At 64.5% G+C, this 22753-nt stretch carries 17 protein-coding genes and 1 pseudogene; 15 read left to right on the top strand and 3 right to left on the bottom strand.

Annotated features, from left to right (window positions below; genetic code table 11):
- The first annotated feature begins 145 nt into the window (after positions 1-145).
- The 3 genes from H6A21_RS08415 to H6A21_RS08405 all read left to right on the top strand — a co-directional run bounded on the left by H6A21_RS08415 (position 146) and on the right by H6A21_RS08405 (position 2931).
- On the top strand, positions 146-625 hold the full coding sequence (locus tag H6A21_RS08415; protein WP_204562304.1) for a PH domain-containing protein: 480 nt from the start codon (positions 146-148) through the stop codon (positions 623-625).
- The gene (locus H6A21_RS08410) at positions 622-2310 is read left to right on the top strand and encodes a PH domain-containing protein (protein ID WP_204562303.1); all 1689 of its coding nucleotides are present in this window, start codon (positions 622-624) and stop codon (positions 2308-2310) included. The genes H6A21_RS08415 and H6A21_RS08410 overlap by 4 nt, the downstream gene beginning before the upstream one ends.
- A 225-nt stretch (positions 2311-2535) precedes the next feature.
- Positions 2536-2931, top strand: a complete 396-nt coding sequence (locus tag H6A21_RS08405; protein ID WP_204562302.1) for a hypothetical protein — start codon at positions 2536-2538, stop codon at positions 2929-2931.
- Positions 2932-2950: 19 nt separating this feature from the next.
- On the opposite strand, the gene H6A21_RS08400 is transcribed toward H6A21_RS08405, so the two are convergent.
- On the bottom strand, positions 2951-3583 hold the full coding sequence (locus H6A21_RS08400; RefSeq protein ID WP_204562301.1) for a response regulator transcription factor: 633 nt from the start codon (positions 3581-3583) through the stop codon (positions 2951-2953).
- Entirely contained in the window at positions 3580-4671 is a 1092-nt protein-coding gene (locus H6A21_RS08395) for a sensor histidine kinase (protein WP_204562300.1), read from the bottom strand. Before H6A21_RS08395 ends, H6A21_RS08400 begins: the two co-directional genes overlap by 4 nt.
- Positions 4672-4812: 141 nt before the next feature.
- Here H6A21_RS08395 and H6A21_RS08390 point away from each other — a divergent pair, with 141 nt between their 5' ends.
- From H6A21_RS08390 to H6A21_RS08370, 5 genes are all read left to right on the top strand, one after another.
- The gene (locus H6A21_RS08390) at positions 4813-5751 is read left to right on the top strand and encodes an ABC transporter ATP-binding protein (protein ID WP_204562299.1); all 939 of its coding nucleotides are present in this window, start codon (positions 4813-4815) and stop codon (positions 5749-5751) included.
- Between the two features lie 10 nt (positions 5752-5761).
- Positions 5762-6964, top strand: a complete 1203-nt coding sequence (locus tag H6A21_RS08385) for an ABC transporter permease (protein WP_204562298.1) — start codon at positions 5762-5764, stop codon at positions 6962-6964.
- Complete coding sequence (locus H6A21_RS08380) at positions 6951-8129, top strand: ABC transporter permease (protein WP_204562297.1); 1179 nt, start codon at positions 6951-6953, stop codon at positions 8127-8129. Before H6A21_RS08385 ends, H6A21_RS08380 begins: the two co-directional genes overlap by 14 nt.
- A gap of 143 nt (positions 8130-8272) precedes the next feature.
- On the top strand, positions 8273-8566 hold the full coding sequence (locus H6A21_RS08375; RefSeq protein ID WP_204562296.1) for a helix-turn-helix transcriptional regulator: 294 nt from the start codon (positions 8273-8275) through the stop codon (positions 8564-8566).
- Entirely contained in the window at positions 8500-9381 is an 882-nt protein-coding gene (locus H6A21_RS08370; RefSeq protein ID WP_204562295.1) for a DMT family transporter, read from the top strand. Before H6A21_RS08375 ends, H6A21_RS08370 begins: the two co-directional genes overlap by 67 nt.
- A gap of 30 nt (positions 9382-9411) precedes the next feature.
- Here H6A21_RS08370 and H6A21_RS08365 read toward each other — a convergent pair whose 3' ends face one another.
- A complete protein-coding gene (locus H6A21_RS08365) occupies positions 9412-10014 on the bottom strand; it encodes a hypothetical protein (RefSeq protein ID WP_204562294.1) in 603 nt (200 codons plus the stop codon).
- Positions 10015-10271: 257 nt separating this feature from the next.
- On the opposite strand from H6A21_RS08365, the pseudogene H6A21_RS11000 reads away from it, so the two are divergent.
- From H6A21_RS11000 to H6A21_RS08335, 7 genes and pseudogenes are all read left to right on the top strand, one after another.
- Positions 10272-10385: pseudogene (locus H6A21_RS11000) on the top strand (helix-turn-helix domain-containing protein); the annotation flags it as partial.
- 28 nt (positions 10386-10413) lie between these two features.
- Positions 10414-10653: a hypothetical protein gene (locus H6A21_RS10995; RefSeq protein WP_239462761.1), complete on the top strand. Its 240-nt coding sequence runs from the start codon at positions 10414-10416 to the stop codon at positions 10651-10653.
- Between the two features lie 277 nt (positions 10654-10930).
- The gene (locus H6A21_RS08355) at positions 10931-11221 is read left to right on the top strand and encodes a hypothetical protein (RefSeq protein ID WP_204562293.1); all 291 of its coding nucleotides are present in this window, start codon (positions 10931-10933) and stop codon (positions 11219-11221) included.
- Between the two features lie 535 nt (positions 11222-11756).
- A complete protein-coding gene (locus H6A21_RS08350) occupies positions 11757-19541 on the top strand; it encodes a Cna B-type domain-containing protein (RefSeq protein ID WP_239462759.1) in 7785 nt (2594 codons plus the stop codon).
- Between the two features lie 64 nt (positions 19542-19605).
- Positions 19606-21264: a SpaH/EbpB family LPXTG-anchored major pilin gene (locus H6A21_RS08345; RefSeq protein ID WP_204562291.1), complete on the top strand. Its 1659-nt coding sequence runs from the start codon at positions 19606-19608 to the stop codon at positions 21262-21264.
- A gap of 24 nt (positions 21265-21288) precedes the next feature.
- Entirely contained in the window at positions 21289-22155 is an 867-nt protein-coding gene (locus tag H6A21_RS08340; RefSeq protein ID WP_342589649.1) for a class C sortase, read from the top strand.
- The coding region (locus H6A21_RS08335) for a hypothetical protein (protein ID WP_204562290.1) at positions 22136-22753 on the top strand (618 nt) is incomplete at its 3' end. The genes H6A21_RS08340 and H6A21_RS08335, both read left to right, overlap by 20 nt.

The raw sequence follows: 22753 nt of genomic DNA, 5'->3' as shown, positions 1-22753 counted from the left end.
GAAGGGAATGTGACAGGGGCTTGTGAGAGAAATGCTCTTGTCATCAATGGAGGCGAGCGGGCACTCGCTTTACCGCGTTTCGTCGCGTTGCCGTGTGCGGCGGCGCATGCGAGAATGGTTCTGTTCTCGCGACCGAAGGAGCCCCGTGAGTAATTTGCCCTCGCACCGTCTCGATCCGCGCATGCTGCGCGTGTGGTGCATCTCGGACGTCATCGGCATAGCGGTGGTTGCCGTGTTGGCCGTTGTCGCTTGGTTTGTTGTTCGCCATCTGGGCGGTGACGTCTTCTGGGTCTACCTGGTGGCCGGTGTGATCGAGGCCATCTGCGTGGGCGACCTTCTCATCTCCCCGCGTGTTGAGTACGCAACGTGGCGCTACGATGTCACGCCCACCGACGTCGACCTCTACCACGGCGTTTTCACCAAGAAGCGCGTGCTCGTGCCCCTTGTGCGCGTCCAGCATGTGCAGACCAAGCAAGGGCCTATCCTCCGGGCACACGGCTTGGCGACGGTCACCGTCTCCACGGCGGGCGAGAGCTTCGAGATTCCCGGCCTTGCCGAGGACGATGCCAACGAGCTGCGCGACCGCGTGGCCGAGCTCGCGCGCCTCGCTAAGGAGGACGTGTGAGCGCGGGCGAGAAAGATGCGCTTGGCACGCCGGGCGTTGACGTCAATGGCCTGGAGAAAGATCTCGAGCGGCTGGCCGTCCCGGAGCACTCGCTTTTCGAGGACGCGGATGCCACCCCGGCGGCGCTTCTTGGTGCGCACCGCGCCAACCCGCTCTCGGTGGTCGTCGAGGCATTCAAGATGTCGTCCGGCTTGGTGGCGTTTGCCGCGTTTTTCCTGGCGCCCGACTTCTTTGCCGGGGATCTGGGGACGCTTTCCAAGCTGGTCCTGGCTGCTACGGCCATCTTCGCGGTCTGCCTGCTTTTGAGCCTTGTCGCCTGGCGTTTCAGGACTTGGGAGCTCACGGCGGAGGGCGTTCGCCTGTGCCGGGGTCTGTTCAACCGACGCAGCCTCACGATTCCCTACGAGCACATCCACACGGTTACGATGAGCTCCTCGCTGCTCGACCGCGTCTTCGGCCTCATATCCCTTGACCTCGACACGGGCGCTGCTGCTTCGGAGGGAGAGGCATCCAAGATCTCCGGCCTTCGTGCAGGAGAGGCCGGAGATCTTCGCGAGGAACTCTTTCGCCGCAGGCGCGCTGCCGACGGACGGGCTATGGTGGGTGAAGAGGGTTCGGCTGCGGCCGACAGACGGCTCGAAGAGCAACCGCTTGCCACCTTCTCGCTTGCAGGCCGCGAGCTCGTGCTTGCCGCGGCGTCGCAGATGAGCGCCGGTGGCCAGGCAATCGCGCTCGTGGTCCTCCTCGTCAACGGGGTCAATCAGCTGATCGAGTGGGAACTTCTCGATGTCGTTGGGAAGGGCTCGGAGCTCATGGCCGGCATCGCCCCGATGATCGTGCCCGTGGTCCTGGCGTTTCTTGCTACCGCGTTTCTCTTGGGTGCGGTCGTTTCGTTTGCAGCCAATCTCGTGCGCTACGCGGGGTATCGCGTCGAGCGCTATGCGGACCGCGTCGTAGTCGAACATGGCTTGCTCTCTCGGTCGTCGCGTGCGCTTGCGATGGGCCGCGTGCAGTACGTGGTGGTGCGCCAGGGTATCATCCGCCAGCTCATCGGGTATGCCGAGGTTTCGGCGCAGGTGGTTTCCGCTCCGGGGGAGACCGACGGGGAGCCCTCGGGCAGCGTGCTTATGCATCCGTTCATTCGCGTGAGCGAGATCGACGCGTTTCTTGCCCAGGTGCTTCCGGATTACGCGGGCGTTCTTGCCAATGCCGAGCTGGGGCGTCTGGGGCGCGTTGCGCGCAGGCGCGCCGTGGTGCGCGCGGTGATCTGGTGGCCGTTCGCGACGGCGATCTTTTTCGGCGTGCATTGGCTGTTCGGTCTCTCCGACCTGCTTGCGAATGTCGGCTGGTTGCTGGAGCCGATGCTTGTGGCGGGGATGTTGCTGGGCGTGGTGCTGCTCGTGGGGCTCGTGGCGGATGCTCTTCGAGCCTGGGGCGCGGCGCGCTACGGGCATACCGTCCGCGAGCTGGTGCTCGTTACCGGTGGCCTTACGCGGCTCACCGTGATCGCGGTGCGCTCCCACCTGCAGCGCGCGGAGGTGCGTGCCAACCCCTTCCAGCGCCGTGCCGGTGTGGCTACGTTTTCCGTCCGCACCGCGGCGAGCGATGCCGGCGGCCTCTCCCTTCGCGATCTGCCGGCCGACGCGGCGGATGAGCTTCTGGCCTGGTACCGCCCGCGCAGGTAGCCGACAAGATGGCGACAGGACGGTGCCAGGTTCAATCTTGTCGCCATCCTGTCGCAAAAAGTGGGGACATCGGATGGGTTTTAAGCTCCGGGTCCAGACAAGCGCCTTTTTTGACCTCTTGTTTTCGCAGATAGAAAAAGTCGTCGATGCGGGCCCGGTCCTTTTTAGGCGTCCAAAGTCCGGACTTCTTGCTAAAACGGACCCCCTTTCATCCCGGCGAGGGGGATGGAGAGGGCGGCAGACGCGCCGCCGTCCGGCAGATTGGCGAGAACGAGGTCGCCGCCGTGTGCGCAGGCGCTCATCGCCGGTGCGCTTGCCGCCCCGCTGCCGGCACTCGGGACCTTCGCGGCGCTCGCCGCCCTCTACCTCCCCACGATGGCAGCCTGCATGTGCATGAGCGTCGTGGCCACGAGCTGGCTCCAGACCGAGAGTCCCGGCACCCTCGTGGGCAAGGTCATGGCGCTCGCCCTCATGCTGGCTAACTTCGCCACGCCCTTGGGCCAGCTCGGCTACGGCGTCGCGCTCGACCTCGTCCCCGCATGGGCCATCGCGCTCGCGGCAGCCGGCGCCACCGTCGTCGTTGCGGCCTGGCTCGCGCGCTCCGCGAGGCGACAAGATTGAACCTGGCACCAACTTGTCGCTAGCGCAGGGCGCGCCAGTAGGCGATGGCGATCTGCGTTCGGTTTCGAAGGTGCAGCTTCGCCAAGATAGAGCTGATATGGTTGCGTACGGTGCCTTCTCCCATGTAGGCCGCATCGGCGACCTCCCGGTTGTCGAGGCCTTCGGCTATGAGCGCCACGACCTCGCGCTCGCGCTCGGTGAGCTGCGGGAACAGGCTTCCCATGTCGGGCTTGCCGGGTGTTGTCGCCTTAAGCGACACCGCGCGCTCGAGCACCTCTCCCTCAAGCACGCTTTGGCCGGCAGCGACCGCGCGCAGGGCCGGTGCCACGCCAGCGACGTCCTGCTTGATGAGGTATCCCGCGGCGCCGAGTGCCAAGGCGCGCACGATGTACTCGTCATCCGAGAAGGTGGTGAGGAACACCACACGTGGCGGATTCGGCGCGGCGAGGATCCGCTCGGCAGCGGTGAGCCCGTCGGTGCCGGGCATCTGAATGTCGAGAAGGACGATGTCCGGGGCAAGTTCCGCTACGAGGCGCACGACTTCGTCGCCGCTCGACGCGGTGCCTGCAACCTCGATGTCGGGCTGCGCTCCGAGCACGATAGCCAGCGACGACACGACCACCGCGTCGTCGTCGCACACGATGACCCTCATGCGGGCCTCCTCTCGGGTCTGGGTATGCTCGCGAAGACCGTCCAGCCGCCATGCTGTCCGGTGCCTGCGTGGAAGGTCCCACCGAGCGCCCGCACGCGCTCCTCCATGGAGGCGAGTCCCATGCCGCCCGCCGTATCATCGGGCGCTGTTCCCGTCCCGTTGTCGACGATCGTGAGGCGCCAGAGCCCCGGGTGCTCGACGAGCTCCACCGCAACCCGGTTTGCGTTCGAGTGGCGCAGCACATTGGACACGGCCTCGCGTGCGACCGCGGTGAGGCAGCCCGCTATGGCTGCCGGTGCCTCCTCAGCCTCCACGTTCACCGAGGACGAGATGCCTGTCCCCGCGCAGGCGCGCTCCACGACGGCGCGCACCTGCACCGAGAGGTCGCTGGCGTCGTCACGCAGATTGTGGACGCTCGTGCGGATCTCATCGAGCGCCTCGTGCAGCGTATCCGCCACGGCGGCGAGGTCCTGCTCAACGGGTTCGCCGGTATGGACGACGCGGAAGGCCTCCACCTGCACCGTCGCTCGCGTGAGCAGGTGACCCACATTGTCATGGATCTCTCGGGCGATGCGGGCGCGCTCGTTGAGCGTGGCGAGACGGACCTCGTAGTCCTGTGCGTTCAGGAGCTCGCGGTTTTTCGCTTCGAGGGCGAGTTCCCTTTCGCGCAGCTCGTCGGCGCGCAACAGGGTTTGGCTTCGGGCGCGAAGGGTCGATTCGGTGCGCAGCGAGAGCACGACGGCAATCGCGCAGGCGAGCAGGCCGCACGCGCCAGCACCCGGGTCGACTGCGCCCGTCAGCAAGGCCATGGCGGTGGGGGCTGCGGCGGCGAAGGAGGCAGCTGGCGAGACGCGCGCGAGGTCGTGCGCAGCGGGTGCGGTGAAGAAGGAGCCGGCGGGGAGAACGCATGCGAGCACGCAGTACAGGGCGGCAGGGGCGATCCGTGTCCGCTCGGGCAGCAGCTCGGCAAGAAACGCGCACGTCACGGCGGCAAGAAGGGCGCCGGTCGCCGCGAAGCCCGTGCCCGCGAGCGCCAGCGCGGGCACGCAGCACGCGAGCGCGATGACTTTGTCGACGATTCTCTCCATAGCACAAGTCTAAGGTAGGGCGCCCGCCCTTCATAGATGACAAATGTCACATGCCCCGCGATAACTCGTGACAAAGCTCACTTCCCGATGTTCGCCTCGCGCCATAAGGTGGTGTCACGAACGAACGAGAAGGAGGCAGCGATGTCCGACATCGTGAACGTGCGGGGGCTCGTCAAGCGCTACGGCGAGAAGCTCGCGCTCGACCACTTCGACCTGCGCATCGCCCGCGGCGAGATCTTCGGCCTTCTGGGCCCCAACGGCTGCGGCAAGACCACCGCCATCAACTGCATGCTCCAGCTGCTCACCTACGACCGCGGCGACATCGAGCTCTTCGGCGAGCCGATGACGCCCGCGCGCTATGACCTCAAGCGCCGCATCGGCGTGGTGCCGCAGCAGGTGGCCGTCCTCGACGAGCTCACCGTTCGCGAGAACGTGGACGCCTTCTGCGCGCTCTATGTTGCCGATTCCCGTGAGCGGCGTCGCCTCGTGGACGACGCGCTCGACTTCGTGGGCCTTGCTGACCACGCGCGGCAGCGGCCCCGCAGGCTCTCGGGCGGCCTGCTGCGCCGCCTCAACATCGCTTGCGGCATTGCGCACAAGCCCGAGCTCCTCTTTCTTGACGAGCCCACCGTTGCCGTGGACCCGCAGAGCAGAAACGCCATCCTGGACGGCATCTGCCGTCTGCGTGACGAAGGGGCTACCGTGGTCTACACGAGCCACTACATGGAGGAGGTCGAGCAGATCTGCGAGCGCGTGATGATCATGGACGCGGGCAGGTCGGTTGCGGAGGGCACGCCCGATGAGCTCAAGCGCCTGATTGACCTTGGCGAAAGGATCGTGGTCGAGCTCGATGCCCCCGGCGAATCTCTGCTCGCGAGGGTGCGCGACCTGCGCTGCGTCACGCGCGCCTCCTATGCGGATGGCGAGCTTCGCGTGGACTGCGCTCCGGCGGCCCATGCATTGCTCGACGTGCTCGCCGCTCTCGAGGAAGCGGGTGCTGAGCCCGGCCGCGTGTGGTCCGAGCCGCCCACCTTGAACGACGTGTTCCTCGAGCTTTGCGGCCGCGAGCTGCGCGACTAGGGGGTGCGCCATGAACGTTTCGAATGGTTTGCGCTCCGCGTTTCGCCTGGTGCGCTTCGATCTGGTTCAGGCGCTGCGCAACCGCGGTGTCGTCATCTGGGTCATGGTCTTTCCCATCCTGCTCTCAACGGTCTTCATGTTCATGTTCGACGGCTACGAGTCCGGGGAGGCGATCGCTGGGGTTCCCGTCGGCCTTGTTGAGGACGGCTCGTCCGAAGCTCGCGGGCTCGCGGAGGCGCTCGAGGGCGTGTCGCGGGGTGAGGATGCCTTGCTCGACGTCACGCCGTACGCGGACGAGGGCAAGGCTGCCTTGGCGGCGGACGCCGGTGACATCTGCGCCTATGTGGTGGCACAGGAGGGCGAGGACCCGCGGATGGTGGTGCCCGCGCGCTCGGCGGGAGGCACGGACCAGGCTATCGTGCAGATCGTGCTCGACCGGTACCTGCAGGTGAGTGAGGCGATCGAGGTCGTTGCCGAGAAGGATCCCTCTGCGCTTGCCGCTCCCGGCGCCGTCGAGGAGCTCGCCGCCTCCCTTTCCGGAGACGATATCGTGAGCGAGCGCATCTCCGTCCTGCGGACGCAGTCGAGCGAGTTTTCGCGCTACTACTACGCCATGCTGGGGTTCTCAAGCCTCATGGGCGCGCAGGTCGCCCTTCTGCTCGTGATCTCCAAGCGGGCGGACGGTTCCCCTGCGGGCATGCGGAGGCAGGTTTCCGCGGCGGGGCCCGCCACGCAGCTTGCCTCGGGCCTTGTTGCCTCGTGGATCGTGGTTTTCTGCTGTCTTGTGGTGTCGCTCGTCTACATCAGGATGGTCGCGGGGGTGAGCCTGGGCGGCCGAGAGGGCCTCGCCGTGGCAGCCTGTGCCGCCTGCGCGCTCGTGAGCTGCGCGATCGGCACGTTTATCGGTGCGATCCCGCGCCTCTCCAGCGAGACGAAAGATGTCATCTGCACCGTTCTCACCATGGGGCTCTCGCTGCCGGCCGGCCTTTTCGGCACGCCTTCCCAGCGCCTGTGCGATTGGCTTTCGGCCAATTTCCCGTTGGTGCAGCTTGCAAACCCTGCCGTCCAGGTGGGGGAGGCGTTCTACCGGCTGACGTTCTACGACTCGCTCGTTCCGTTCGCGGGCTCGCTTGCGACCCTTGTCGCCATTTCCGCGGTGCTCTTCGCCGTGGCGGCTCTCTTCATGAGGAGGCAGCGCTATGCATATCTTTAAGCTTGCCGGGCGCGTGACGCTCCGCCATCGCGGGCTGTTGGCCCTCTATGTGCTCATGATGGCCGCCTTCGGGTTTCTCATGGCGTCCTACGTGGGGAACGACACCTCCTCCTATCAGGAGACGCGCCCCACGGTCGCCGTCATCGACCGCGATGGTTCTGCGCTCTCGGGTGCGATCGCCGACTTCGTGCTCGGAGCCGGCACGCCCGTGGAGCTTCCCGACACCGCCTACGCCCTGCAGGATGCCGCGGCGAAGGATCTGGCGACCTACGTTTTGGTGATTCCCGAGGGCTACGGCGACGCGCTCGTTCGCGCCGCGCGAGAGGGCGGCGCCATGCCCATCCTCGAGCGCTCGGTGAGTTTTCAGGGTGCCCAAGGGTCGCTCATGGACGAGCATGTGCACGCCTTCGCGCAGCGGCTCTTCGCGCTTCTCGAGTGCACCGACGCCGCGCCGAACGAGGTCGTTTCCTGGGCGGTTGAGGCGCAGTCTGCTCGCGTCGAGGTCGGTGTCACCGAGTCCCCGACAACGGGCATCCCGTGGGGCTACCTTGTCTTCATGCAGTTCTCGACCTACGCGCTTTTCGGCGGAACGGCGGTGCTCATCGCCTGCGGCATGCGCTCGCTGGCGTCCGACCAGCCGGTGCACGCGCGCCTGCGCGCCGCTGGAATCCCCGATGCGTCGCGCGAGGCGCAGCAGGCTCTTGCTTGCTTGGGCATCGGCGCCGCAGTGTGGGCTGCCATGGGCGTCCTCGGCGTGCTGTGGTGCTCTGGCAGCCTTGGCGGATCGGACCCTACGCTCATCGCGCTTGCGCAGGTACCGCTGCTCGCCCTCGCGTGCGTGGGGGCGGCCTACGGGTACCTGCTTTGGGGGCTTGGGGCCAAGGGCGACGCCGTGCACGCTGCGGGCAACATGGGTTCGATGGTGCTGACGTTTTTGGGCGGCACGTGGGTCTCGCAGGCGAGCATGGGCGCGGCGGTGACGGCGGTTGCGCGCCTCACGCCCATCTGGTGGGTGATCCATGCGCTCGGCGAGGTCTACGCAGCGACGGAGGCAACCGGTGCGCTCGTAGCCTCCGTTGCGGCGCAGACGGGGCTCGTGCTGCTGTTCGCCGCGGCCATCGCCGTCGCCGGCGCAGCAATCGCCCGTGCGCGTGCCCGCGCGTAGCGACAAGTTGGTGCCAGGTACAAACTTGTCGAAAGCGCATTTGACAAGATGGCAAATGGATTTGCTGGCATGCGGGCACCCTCTTCGGGAGAATGGAATGAAGCGAGGCATCCTTTCCGTGAACCGAACAGAGGGGGACGACGATGATATCCGACAAGCTGCTTGCGCTGCGCAAGCGCTCGGGCATGAGCCAGCAGGAGGTGGCGAGCGCCATCGGCGTGACGCGCCAGACGGTGGGCAACTGGGGGCTCGGGCAGGGGTCGCCTGCCCTCGACAAGGCTGCGGAGCTCGCGCGGCTCTATGGCGTGACGCTCGATGACCTTGCAAACGATGAGGTAGATGTGGTCACCTTCGGGAAGGGGGGTGGCGTATGGGAGCTGGCCGCGCGGGACGAAGCGTTGCCGTTGCTCTCGCCGCCGCTGCACTCTATGCGCTGAGCACCCCCTTTTCCAAAGTGCTGCTTGCGGATATCGCGCCGAACATGCTGGCGGCGCTGTTGTATCTGGGGGCCGGTGCCGGCATGACGGCGCTGGCGTTTGCGCGTGCCATGCGAGGTGATAGGGCGGGGGCTCAGGGTAGACCGCTCGAGCGTGCTGATATCCCGTATGCGGCGGCGATGGTAGCGCTCGACATCGCCGCCCCCTTGCTGCTCATGGCGGGGCTCTCTCGCTCATCGGCGGAAAGCGTGTCGCTGCTGAACAACTTCGAGATCGTGGCGACCGCCCTCATCGCCCGCCTGGCGTTCGGCGAGCGGGTGGCGGCGCGTACGGCGGCAGGCATCGGTGCCATTACCCTGGCGTGCGTCCTTTTGTCGTGGGATGCGGGCGCATGGGGGTTTTCCGCCGGCTCCCTTCTGACGCTTGCGGCATGCGTGTGCTGGGGCATCGAGAACAACTGCACGAACAGGCTGTCGGATTGCGACCCCGCCCACATCGTCATCATCAAGGGCTGGGGCTCGGGTGTAGGTGCGCTTATCGTGGCGCTCGGTGCGGGTGACGCGATGCCGGCGCTTGTTGATGCGATGCTTGCGCTCCTGCTGGGATTCGTCGCATACGGGCTGTCTATTGCCTGTTACGTGCGCGCTCAGCGCGATCTGGGTGCAGCGCGCACGAGCGCGTTTTACGCGGTGAACCCGTTCATCGGCAGCGCATTGGCGTTCGTGCTGTTCCGCACGCCGCTTGCGCCGTCATTCATTATCGCGCTCATCCTCATGCTGCTCGGCACGTGGCTTGTGACGCCGAGGGGAGACTGATATGGGATGCGCGGGTGCTGCTGGCAGCTGTTAGTGAACTCGATGGTTCGGTTCGATAATCGGGCTGTCATCCGGAGTATCCCCATCTTCATCGCGCGTCCGCTCGCAATCTGCGCTGATGCTCCGCGTTGCGATCTCGTCCTCGTCGCGCCCGGTCACTGCGCAGTAGATGCCGAAGATCAGGCGCACCCCGAGCGTGAGGAATAGCAGCGCGAACATGAACCCCAGTCCGCTTAAGGCGAGTTTGGAGGCGATTGCGCTCGGCCCGACGATGAGCACAAACTGGACGGTGTCGAGCATCCTGAGGGCAAACGCGACCGCTGCGATCGCAACGATGATGCGCGCCGGCAGCCAGACGCGGCAAATCGCCTGAAGGTAGCGAATGGAGCTCATGATGAGCATCGCGAAAATGATGAACGACACGCCGAAGCCGACGGTGCAGCCCAAGGCGAAGACGATGTCGACGGGCTGCTCGTTCGCCTGAGCGGCCGAGATGCCGACGGCGAAACCGAGCAGCGCTCCGACCAGGGCGAACGCGATGAATACCTTGACGTCGAGGGGGCGCTTGCCGCGGATGACATCGCCTGCGTACTGCATCTCGTCGGGCGTTGGCGGGCTTGCGAACGCGACCATGTCGGGCATCCTTTCGTTGGAGATGCATCTATGTTAACCGCATGGCATACGGCTCGTGTAACACGAAGGTAAGCGTTTCGGTTGGTTGGGGACGTGTTCCGTTCAGACTTCGACGCAGCCGCTACGCTTCTGTTGAGCTTTGGTTGACGATTCGCGTGAAAGGTCAACCGACGCTCCTTTGAATCTACCGGCGTTCAACCTCATACTGGAGATGGCGGCTTTGAGCCATTCAGCAACGTGCAACGAGGGGGCGCATCATGAACACCGTGGTCAACATCGGACGCACCATCGCGCGCGAGCGCCGTCGGGTCGGCATCACGCAGGAGCAGCTGGCCGACCATCTGGGCGTGTCGAAGGCGGCGGTGTCCAAGTGGGAGCTCGGCCCACTCGCTGCCCGACATGGCGGCGGCGTTCACCGCGCCGGTGGCGATCGTGGTGCTGCTCTTCGTCTTCGACTGGCGCTTCGGCCTGGCGGCGGTGGCGTGCGCGGTCGCGGCGTTCGGCGTCGAGGCGGCGGGCTTCTCCAATAAGTCGATCACAGACAAGATGCGGCGCCACCTGGTCAACCAGGAGCGCATGACGAACGCCACGGTGGGGTACGTGCGCGGCATGCCTGTCGTCACGGGGCCTTATCTGTAGCCATTAATGCTCACCTGGGTATACATGTGATACCTTGATAGTCGATATTAGACATAGGGGCAGCGGGACGACAACCCGCGAAGACTCGATATCGAAAATCCGCTCACCGTCAGTCCGAGCTCGTCACGGCAGGTGAGCCGCCATGCGCCCGACACGGCCTTTCCGGTCGTCACGAATCACGGGCATGAGGAAGGCACCCGAGCCCCGCCGTTCCGGCTCAAGTCGAGCGTCGGAATCCGTTGCGTCCGCTTTTGCGGACGGGATTCCGAGGTGCCTCGTGTCAGCAAACGCCAACAACGTCAGCTATATCTGCGTCAAGGATGCCGTCGAGCGCGGCTTCGGCAGCCGCGTGACGATCATGCGGTGGGTGAAGGACGCCTCCGTGCGGAGCTTCCGTCGGGGGAGCTTCCGCATGGTCTGCGTGGAGGACCTGGAGGCGCGCGTCGCGTCGCGCGAGCGCGTCGTCACCGAGGACGAGCTCGTCCGGCGGCTCGCCCGGCAGATCGCGAACGCCGCCCCTGTGCTCTCGCCGGAGGGCAGGGAGCACCTCGCGCGGCTTCTGCGCTAGGGCCGTGTCGGGCGTTTGGTGAAATGTACATCGAAATGTACATACGATCAGCGCCCGTTCTCGCCCGTCGCGGCGCCCTCGTTCGCCGAAAGCGCAACCGGAAAAGTAGCATTTTCCTGCGAGGATCCCGCAGACGTACCCATTCCGCCCGTGGTCGTTAGAACTTCTTATGCACGGGGGGAGGTACATTAAAACGATTACATCTCAGAGATTCAGTGTTGACTCAGCTATCTTACCGGCCTAAGGTATTGAAAGTAATTCGAAGGGAGGGGTGTGAATTTGTGCGCACATATGACACAAAACACCTCCCTCATACCTGTCAAAAAGCCCCGTGGCAAGACGCTGACTATCCGCTTGGCGGGGAAATCCGGACTTCCGTTGGTCAGCGGGCGTTCACGAGCTTGGGCTTGGGGATCTAATGCAGCTTAAACACACACGACAAGCCATAAAGTCTTGGGGCAAGCCCCTTGTAAGCGTTGTCCTTACGGCGGTAGTCACCCTCACGTCTGTGCCAATCTCTGCGTTTGCGCCCGTGATGGCCTATGCCCAGCCCCTCAACCCCCTCGTGCAAAAGAGCGAATGGGGGGGGGTTGCCTCTGAGCTAGGGGGTACCTCCGTCCAGACCGCCGGCGAGCAGTCCGGCGTCACCTACACCGCCGACGGCCGCCCGCTCTACGAGAGCGCGTCCGATACCATCTATATCTACAATGCCCTCCAGACCGCCGTCTCCCGCCAGGAGGACGCGGCCGACCAGCCCGTTCTCACCGGCGACGGCGATGCGAAGACCTTCGGCACCGGTCAGCCCATCTACGCCGCGGGCTCCGACGAGCCGCTCACCTACAGCCCCGAGCACACCTACGTGTACGCTGACGGCTGGGACGAGGGGCTTGAAGACGCTGGCGATAACAACAACGTTGTCGTGAGTGACGAGCCAGAGGACCAGGAAGAGTCCGACGCCGAGAAGGACGAGCAGGCCGAGAAGGACGAGCCGGTTGAGAAGAACGACGCTGCCGGGAAGGACGTCGTGGAGACCGAGCCCACTGAGGACTCTGCTGAGAAGAGCACCGAATCCGATGAGGTTGATTTGCTGGCGGACGGGGATGAGACCGAAGCCTACAACAGCCTCTCCGGCCGCGACTACGTGGGTCAGGTCACCAAGCAGATTGGCGACGAGACCTACATCCTCATCGGCAATGAGCAACAGCTGCGTGCGATTGGCAGCAACAAGGATGTGCGTGGGGCAACGTATAAGCGATCGGGAGTGGCCGGCTTTTTTGGCGACTGGAAGCTCGATTACGTCGGTGATGCTGACTTAGCGGCTGGGGTCAAGCTAAGCGGTAAAACGCCGAATGAGGTTGCTCTCACCACTGAGTACTGTGGCTGTGGCAACGATGGCCAAATGGACGCGAGTGTAAGTCACAATACCGGTCTCCGCTACGCCTCAGACGCCAACTACATCATCTTCCGCGACATTGACCTGAATGGTACCGATTGGACTCCGATTACCTTTTCAGGGACTATGATCGGCGCCAAGAGCTCGCAGTCTGACGTGGCCGGCAGCCTCTTCTCGCTGGTCTCCCAGGACGGCTCGGGCGTCACCTCGGATGACGTTGCTAAGCCGGTCATATCCAACATGACCGTCAACCAGGACTCGACCATCAAGTCGAACGACTACGTCGGCGTTGGCTTCTTTGGAACGATCACCAACGTGACCGACGAATGGGGCCTTACGGTTAAGGGCGGTAAAGCGGTTGCTGCCAATTTTATCCTCAAGGACGCGAAGGTCACGAGCAACGCCACAGAAGTGGATGCCGATGCAAGCGGTCTTGTTGGCTGGCTCGTTGGCTGGCTCCTCGATCTGATCTTGGGTAAGAGCGAGGACTCCTCACACTATGCGACTGGGGTCTTGGCCGGCCGTGTGGTGGGAGAGGTTTCGCTCGAGGGCGTTGAGGTGGCTTCGAGCACGGTCAGAAACAACACGAAGGGCTACACGGGCGGCCTGGTCGGGTATTCGACGGGGTCAACCCAGTACGAAGGCCTCTCTGAGGCGCTCGGGGATCTAACTCAGATTCTTGCCGACATCCTCAACATCATCCCCGGCCTGGGTCTTGGAGACCTCATTACAATCCTGCTTGGCGATGACGGCCTCGTCGATGTGTCCAAGCTCATACCCGTTGGGTACAAGGCGCCGGTGATCTCCGGCTGCAAGGTAATCGATCTCAACAGCGACGGTTCGGCCGTTGGCAATGAGAAAAACAGCTTTGCCGGAGGCTTCGCGGGCGCGCTCATTGGAACGGTGACGAGTGGCTCAAGCGTTTCCGGCGGCGCGATCAGCGTCGTGGCAAAGAGCTACGCCGGTGGCTTTGCGGGCGTGGTGAGAAACGGGTCGGTCGAAGGAACGCTTGACCTTAGCAGGCTCGCCCAGCTCGAGCTTTGGGACTATACGCCACAGAGCTTGGTATACGACTCTCACGTCTACTCGGGCGTCTCCGCTTCCGCTCAGGAGGACTATGCGGGCGGCTTTGCGGGCGGACTCGCAAATGCCTACATGGTCAACGATACGGTCGACACCCAGAATCCCGTCAACGTGACGGCGGGTCGCTATGGTGCCGGCGGCTTTGCGGGTGTAGCGTCGCTTGGCTGGCAGGTTGACCTTGGCAAGGGCGACGGTGGCGGCACGACGGTTGGCTCGCTTCTTGGTCAGGTTAACGACCTGCTGTCTGCAATCCTGTCGGGTAAGCACCCCGGCACCAACCCCGACCCGCTGCTTTCACTTGTGGGCATCAAGGAGACTGAGCTCCTTGGCACTCAGGTGCGCGCGAACGGAATATCCGTTTCTGCCCAAAAGAATGCCGGCGGTCTTTTGGGCGAGGGCGATGGCACCGTCATCGCGAGCACTCATGCGGCTGTTGACGGTGGCAAGCAGGGAGAGACCTATTGGAACTCTGAGGTTCCTAACCAGCTCAAGAAGCACCTGGGACTCTCCGGCGATCCGGTCGATCAAGGCGTTGTGGTGTCGGGGCTTGTCTCCGTTTCCGCCTCGGACGCCAACGCCGGCGGCATCGCGGGCAGTTTGAACGTCGCCAGCGGTGGTGGCCTTGTCAACAACACGCTTGGCCTCAACAACCTCATACCGTTTGTTATGGACAGCGTTGACGTCTCCGGAGATGGCTTTACCGTCAGTGCCGCCGGTGATTACGCTGCTGGAGGCGTTGGCGTCGTGACGGGCGGCCACGTTCGAGACGTTGAGGTCAAGGGGGTCTCGGCCATTACCGCGTCCAATTACGCAGGCGGTTTCTTTGGCGCCTCGGGAACGGGAAGTGTGGTCAGCGGCGGCGGCATTAACCTGCTCGGTCTTAACCTTGTTCAGATCAACAACCTGCTTCAGGTGGGTGCGGCCGTGCAGACAACCGTGGATACCGTCACCGTGAGCGGCGTTGGCGCCGGCATGAAGGTCACGGCAACGGGAGACGGCACCTCGACCGACGCGGGCGAGAAGCCCGTCACGGCGGGCGGCTTTGTCGCGCTGGGGAGCGCCACGGCGGTGAGCTCGGCGCACGTTACCAACCTCGCGTCTGTGAGCGCAAACGTCCACGACGGTGCGATCGCCGCCAACGGCCAAGCCGGCGGTTTCGTCGGCGAGTCCACCGCGTCCGGGCTCGCGGACGTGGCGGACAAGGACAGCATCCTCAATCTGGTGAAAATCAACGGCCTCCTCGGCGCCGTGACCTACCTCCTGCCAACCTACACGGACGTGGACGTCTCTTTTGTGGGCGAGGCCAGCGTCAAGGCGGATAGCGCCGGCGGCTTTGCCGGGACGTTCGAGGCCGGGACGGTGGACAACTCTGAGCGCGAGGAGGCGCGGCAATGGGCCGTCTACGGCATCGACGAGGTCCTCGGCGGTGCCTATGCGGGCGGCTTTGGCGGCAACGTCTACTCGGGCGCGCTGGCAGACGCGAGCAAGGGCATCAGCATCCTTGGCGACATCTCGGGGCTTGAAGTCGACGTCGCTCAGCTTCTCAACCTCATCGGCGCCTACGTCCCCACCATCAAGGGTGCAGGCGTGAGCTCCTCGGAGCGCGGCCTCAAGGTGAGCGCAACGATCGTACGCGACGGTGACTCCTCCTCTGGTTCAGCCGGCGGCTTCATCGGCTGCGGTTCGGGCGTGCAGATAAGCGAAAGCAACGTGAGCGTTCTGCGCAGCACCACCGTCACGGAGCCGGAGGACCTCGAGGCCACGGAGGCCCCGACCTACTTTGATGACGACAAAAGCGAGTATGCCGTCATGGGCGCGCGCTATGCCGGCGGCTACATCGGCATGATGAACATCGGAAGCGCGGCCTCGGTGGGCAAGGGCATCGGGATCTTGGGCAGCTCCATCCAGCTCACCGACCTGGTGGACGCGCTGCAGGTGGTGACCTCCACCATCGAGCACTCCAACGTCACCGGCGCTGCCGGCGGCTTCTCGGTCCGCGCCTCCGCGCAGGACGCGAGTGCGCAGGGCGACGCTGGCGGCTTTGCCGGCATCGTGCTGGGCGGCCACATCCAAGACGCCAACGCTTACAACTTCTCCCACATCATCGGCCAGAGGTCGGCGGGCGGCTACGCAGGCGAGATCGCGCCCGGTGCCGTCGCGGACGTGCTGGGCGAGGGCGGCATTCTCAATGGTCTTGCTGACGTCAGTAGTTTGCTCTCGTTGGTCCAAGTCTTTGTCCCCTCCGTCCGCAACAGCGAGACCACGGCCGTCCCCTGCGGCGGCGTGGTGCGCGCCCAGGCGCTCTCTGACGCGAGCCACCTGCGCGGCATGGCCGGCGGCTACGTGGGTCACAACGAGGGCGGGCAGATCTGGGGCAACAACGGCGACCCCTGGAAGACGGCCACGGACCCCTACACCGGCCCGCAGCGCGAGGCCGCGGCGGTGCGCATCCGCTCCGTCTACGGCGCGGAGTTTGCAGGCGGCTTTACCGGTCTCATGGAGGCGGCTGATACGGCCAAGACGGGCAGCCTCGGCCTGCTCTGGGGCCTCATCAGCGTTGACAACCTGCTCGGAGCACTTGGCGTGGCCTATCCCACCGAGGAGAACACCGCAGTTTACGGTCCGCTCGCCAAGCTTGACCCGGATACCTGGAACAGCTGGGTCGAGCACGTGGGCAAGCACGGCGGCTACGGCGAGGAGCTGGCGGATGCCGGCAAGGTAGACTCGCAGGTGGCGCTTGACGCCCTTCTTGGCAGCTACGTGTACGGCATGAGCGTGGTCGCGGGCCGCACGGCGGTCGCGGATGCGGGGGAGGCAAACCCGCTCGAGGGCGGAAGCGCCGGCGGTTACGTGGGTGCTATGGTGTCAGGAACCGTCACCAACGGGCAGGCCCACGACGTGCGCCAGGTGCGCGGCATGCGCTCGGCAGGCGGCTTTGCCGGGAGCGCCCAAGCTGGCGGGGCGGCAACGCTGGGCAGCGTCGATCTGTTGGGTGGCAGCCTCAATTTTGGACAGCTCCTCGGCGTGGCCCAGGTCTTCGTCCCCGTGATTAAGTCCTCCTCGGTCGAGGGCTATCGCGCTGGCATGACCGTTACCTCTCCCGGCGCGGGCAGCCGCAAGGCTGACACCGCGCACGCAACGGGCAACGCCGGCGGCTACATCGGCTACGGCGCGGGCGCGCAGATCTGGGGCGACGCCCAGGAGGCCGCCGAGGGCGAGAAGGACGGTGCCTCGGACGCGGCCGCCTGCCGCGCCTCCAACCTGCGGCGCGTTGAGGCTTCGGCCTATGCAGGCGGCTACGCGGGCCTGCTCACCTCGGGCTCCGCGGCCAGCGTGGGGACCAGCGGGGTCTCCGATGGTTTCCTCCAGGAGCTTCTTGACACGATCATCGGCGGTACGGGCATCGACAACCTGGTCAGCGTGCTCCAGACAACCATGTCCACCGTGCGCGGCGCCTCCGTGAGCGCGGCGGACTCAGCATGGGGATTCACCGTGGAGGGCGTCCGCACGGACACGGTCACCTACCCAATAGCCGCGGGCGGCTTCGTCGGCATGGACCAGGCAACGGTCCTCGGCTCGCGGGACGGCGAGAGCGACCCAAGCTCCCATGTGACGGTGAGCGACCTTCGCGGCGTCGACGGCGGCCTTTATGCCGGCGGCTTTGTGGGCGTCGCCCAGACGGGCGGCGTGGCCGAGGTCTCCGCTGGTACCGGGGAGGGCTCGCAGACCTCGATCCTCGATCTTCTCAAGCTTGGCGACGTGAGCGTGATCCAGGCGTTCCAGCCCGTCATCTACGACGCCGCAACGAGCGGCGTGGCAGACGGCGTGACCGTGCGCGCCCACACCTGGGACAAGGGCGGACTGCTCAGCTCCCAGCGCGTGAGCGGTAATGCGGGCGGCTTTGCCGGGACCATCATGGGCGGCATGATGCATCGCTGCGGCGTGAGCGGTCTCAGCTCCGTGAGTGCGCCTAACTACAGCGGAGGCTTCGTGGGCTACACGGGCAAGACGGGCATCGCCAACGTCAAGGATGTTAGTGCGCTCGGCGAGCTGCTCGGGGTCACCGCCGGCGTGGCGAACGTCATCGGCACCACGGTCGAGGACTGCTCGGTCGCGGGAAAGTCCGGCGGATTCACCGTGGTCTCCCAGGGCACGGGAGGTGCCACGCCGGAGAACGGCGCCACGGGCGCGGGCGAGCAGATGGCCGGCGGCTTTGTGGGCTATGCGGACGTCTCGCATGTCACGGGGTCCAACGTGACCAACCTCAAGCTGGTCAAGAGCCCCCAGGCGGCCGGCGGCTTTGCCGCAACGACGAGCTACGCCTACCTCGTTAACGCTCAGGTGGACTCTAAGCTCGTGGACGCGTTGCTCCAGGTGGTGACCAAGCTGCTTCAGGCGCTGAGGGTAGGCGACCTGGAAAACCTCGACGTCATTGAGATTTCGCTCGGTGGCGAGATTCTCGAGCTCAAGGTGCTCAGTGAAGGCGATACGCTCTCCGTCACGCTGCTTGGTATCGACGTCAAGGTCTCGCTGGTCAAGGGCACCGGGGACGGCCAGACCGACGTGGTCAACGTCACCATTGGCGACTCCACCATCACGCTGCCGGTCAACGAGGACGGCACCATAGACACGGACCAGGCCAAGGCCGAGCTCCAGATCAACCTCATCAAGGGCAACCGCACCGTCATCGAGAAGAGCTCCGTGACGGGCATCTCCGATGGCTACGACGTCTTTGGCGGCGGTGCCACGCAGACCGGGGAGGCCCAGGAGGGCGCGACGAGCGGCTATGCCGGAGGCTTTGTCGGCCACAACAACGAGGGACGGCTCTTCAAGAATGACATGCGCTACGCCGACGTGGTGAGCGGGTCCGCAGACAAGACGGGACCCTTCACCGGCGCGACCAGCTACAGCTCAAACTGGTGGTTCAACGACGTCACGAACATCGAGCAGGGCAACACCTATCACGTCTACCGTGACCCCTCACTTGCCCAGAAGAACGTGGAGGGTGTTGACCCCGACGCAATGAACGTCTCCGCAGGACAAACCGATGGCGGCGATCCGGCCGACCAGTCGTCCACGGAGGCCGTGTGGGCGCGCTTTGACGTGAGCGGGCACCGGCCCGTGAACGGCACCAACCACGAAGACTGGAAGGGTGCCACCGTGGGCGGCGCGCCCCTGGGCGTCTACGCGTCCGCGGGCAAGGCCGTCCTCATGGACGACGCCGCGGTGAGCGACAACACCGGCGGCCTCACGCCCGAGCCCGGGGACGGTCAGGATCCGTGCGAGGCGCTCGTGAACGTGACCATCCAGAAGGTCTGGAACGACGGCGGCAACCGCGGGGGAACGCGCCCGGAGAGCATTACTGTGACGCTCACCGCAAGCTACACAGATGCGAACAACCAGACCGTCGTGCCTGAGGAGATTCAGCGCACGGACTTGGACGGAAATCCGGTGGGGAAGCCCATCTCCAATCCCATGACGGTGACGCTCAGCGGAAAGGATGCCTCGGTATGGTCCGAAACCTGGCGCAAGGTGGTCGAGGACCTTCCCGTTGCCTTCCGGGACGAGGACGGGACGCTGCACTACTACACCTACACCGCCTCTGAGGTCGAGGGCCTCGGAGGGAATTACACCGCCTCCTACGAGACGGACAGCAAGGAGAACGTGATTACTATCACCAACTCCCTGCCTCTGCCTGACACAGGCGGTATGGGCACTACCCTGTTCCTGTTCGCTGGCCTTGCGACTCTCGCGCTCGGCGGCATCTGGCTCGATCAGCAGCGCCGCAGACGCGCCGCTGCCCAAACCGTTTGGCGCCCGACCGGCACCCATTTCCGCGATTGACGCTTCGTCGACTGACGCGCTTTCGATACATGTTGGCAATGCATCCCGGATGAAAGGAAGGAAGATGCAAGGAATCAAGAAAAAGTTGGTAGCAGCCTTGACGGTTGTTGCCCTGGTGGTGAGTGCCCTCGCCACCGCCCTCCCCGCGTATGCGGAGCCCGAAGTGGACGTCGCCACTTCTACGGTTACCGTGTCGAGCACGAATGCGGATTTTGCCGGCCAGACGGTGAAGATCTACAAGATGTTCTCTGCTGCGGCCAACGCGGAAGGCTCTGCCGCCACGTATAAGCTTGAGACTCAGTGGGAGGGTTTCTTCAACTCCATTCCCGAGGTCAAAAGCGAGGAGGGTGACACGCTTTCTGAGAAGGCGTTCAACTATGTGAGCGGACTTAAGGGCGATGAGCTTGCTGCCTTCGCCAACGACGCACGTGATTGGGCCGATGAGGGCAGCCACTCCATTACTGTCGCAGGTACTGAGACTGCCAGCAGTGAGACGCCTTACACCGCTACGTTCAACAACGTTTCCTATGGCTACTATCTTGTTGACCCGGGCGATGCGCCGAAGGATGCCGAGGGGCACTCCTCCATTAACCTGAATGCCATTCTCGTGAATGTGCTGAAGGACGAGGTCGGCGTTAACCTCAAGAGCGAGTATCCGACCGTCGACAAGACCGTTGAGGAAGGGCAGAATCACGCTTCCGCTCAGGTTGGCGATAAGCTCCACTTCAAGCTCGAGGCCACGATTCCCGATGTCACCAACTACGAGAAGTACATCTTCAACCTGCAGGATACCCTGTCCGATGGTCTGACGCTGGACCAGGGTTCGGTCAAGGTACAGGTTGACGGTACTGATGCTGATGCTGGAAACTATGAGGTTAAGTTCGGTGCTGGCACCGCCGAGGATCCCTCGATGACCGTTCACTTTGGCACCTCCACCGATGGCGGTACAACGTATGATGCCAAGACCTACTTCACCGGCAAGGCCGGCCAGAAGATTACGGTCACCTATACCGCGACTGTGAACGAAAACGCCATCGTCAATGCTGATGACGAGCTCAACAGCGCAAAGGTTGAGTACAGCACGTCTCCTGATGGCGAGTCGACTGGCGAGTCTGAGGATGTCCAGACCCATCAGTACACCTTCGGCTTCGACCTGACCAAGGTTGATGGCGCGGACCGTGGGACTGTTCTTCCCGGTGCCACGTTCCAGCTGAAGTCCGCTGACGGTACTGAGGTCATCAAGCTCGTTAAGACTGCATCCGGCGCATATCGCCCGGCAACTGAAGCCGAGGCCGCCGTCACCGGTGACGGCAAGGCCTGGGTTGAGGAGGTCACGACCGGTGATGACGGCAAGCTCGTGTTCGTCGGCCTTGCCGAGGGCGAGTACCAGCTCGTAGAGACCAAGGCGCCCGATGGATATAACGAGCTCGGCGCGCCCAAGTACATCAAGATCGCTGCAACCTACAACACTAATGGAACGCTCCAGTATTGGACGGTCAGCATTTTTGATCAGGCTGGCCAGGAGCTGACTCCCTCCCAGGGCAATAACGGACAGGATTCGATCACCGTCGAGAACAACAAGGGCACCCTTCTCCCCGGCACCGGTGGCATGGGTACCGTGATCTTCACCGTTGTCGGCGTGGCTGTCGTGGCCGGTGGCGCTATCTGGATGGTTCAGCGCAACCGTCGCAACGCTGCTTCCAACGGCTCCCACATGGCGTAACGCCTTCCTAAACTAGGTGTCATTGTGAAGCGTGTGCGCGACATACTGCCGGTGCTGGTCATTTTGGCCGGTCTGCTCGTCCTGCTGTATCCGACCATCAGCAACTACCTTATCGAGCAAAATGCGAGCCGTGCCGTGGCCTCGTACGACCAGGCCACCGTTGACCTTTCCGCGCAGGAGCGCGAGCTCATGCTCGCCCGCGCGCACGCATACAACGACGCGCTTGCCGCATCCTCGGGCGCCCCGACAGCGTCCGAGGGCGGCGAGCCCGCTCAGGCCGTGGAGGCCTACGAGGACCTCCTCAACCTGAACGGCGACGGGATGATGGGCTACATCATCATCCCCAAAATGAACGTGGAGCTGCCCATCTACCACGGCGTGGAAGAGAAGGTGCTCCAGGTGGGCGTGGGTCACCTCAGCGAAACCTCGTTGCCCGTGGGCGGCGAGTCCACGCACGCGGCCCTCTCCGGCCATCGCGGGCTGCCGTCCGCTAAGCTGTTCACCGACCTCGACCAAATGGAGGAGGGCGACCAGTTCTACATCAAGATCCTGGGCGAAACCCTCGCCTACGAGGTTCACAGCATCGAGACGGTGCTGCCCACCGAGACCGAATCGCTCGCCATCCAACCCGGCGAGGATCTGGTGACGCTCATCACCTGCACGCCGTATGGCATCAACTCGCATCGGCTGCTCGTACACGCGCACCGCATCCCCTACGTGCCCGAGATGGAAGACGAGATCGATTCCGTCGGCGGCTTCATCAACATCCCGCTGCCGTACCTGGCGCTTCTCATCGCGCTGGCCGCGCTGGCGGTCTTTGTCACAGTCCTCAAGATCCGGACCATGCGGAAGGACAGAAGGGAGTACGCGCGTGGCAGGCACTCGCGTTGACATACCACGGAAAACGTTTCTCGTACGCCTCGCGGCAGTTGTGGCGGCGCTTTTCGTCACCCTTGCGGCGGCGGGGCGTCCGCTCGTCGCAAGCGCGGCGCCGGTGGGCTCCATCACGCTCGACTGCCGCGTGAACGGCATGCCCCTGGCGGGCGACACCTACGGTCTCGTGTGCGTGGCCGACGTCACCTACGACTCGGCTGCCGGCGTCATAACGTCTTACGCCACGCGCGACGCGTTTGCCTCCTTTGGCTACGACTGGCCCAACATGAAGTCCTCCGAGCTGGACGAGGCCGCCAAGTCCCTGGCCTCCTATGCTGGCGAGAAGAACCTCTATGAGCGCACGGCCGTCTCGGACGCCTCCGGAAGCGTGGGGTTCTGGGGACTCGAGCCGGGCCTCTACCTGGTAGCGCGCATCGCGACGGCGGACGCCAACGCGGGCTATGCGTGCGATCCGCTACTCATCACCGTGCCCCTGGCGGACGGCGGTCAGCTGGACTGGAGCGTGGTGTCCCAGCCCAAGTTTGGTGAGCCGGAACCCGATGAGCCGGGTCCGGATGAGCCCGATAACCCCGAAGGTCCTGACAACCCCGAAGGC

It is taken from the genome of Collinsella tanakaei, assembly GCF_016902615.1.
Lineage (GTDB): Bacteria > Actinomycetota > Coriobacteriia > Coriobacteriales > Coriobacteriaceae > Collinsella > Collinsella tanakaei_A.
This window is presented reverse-complemented; position numbering and strand designations above follow the sequence as displayed.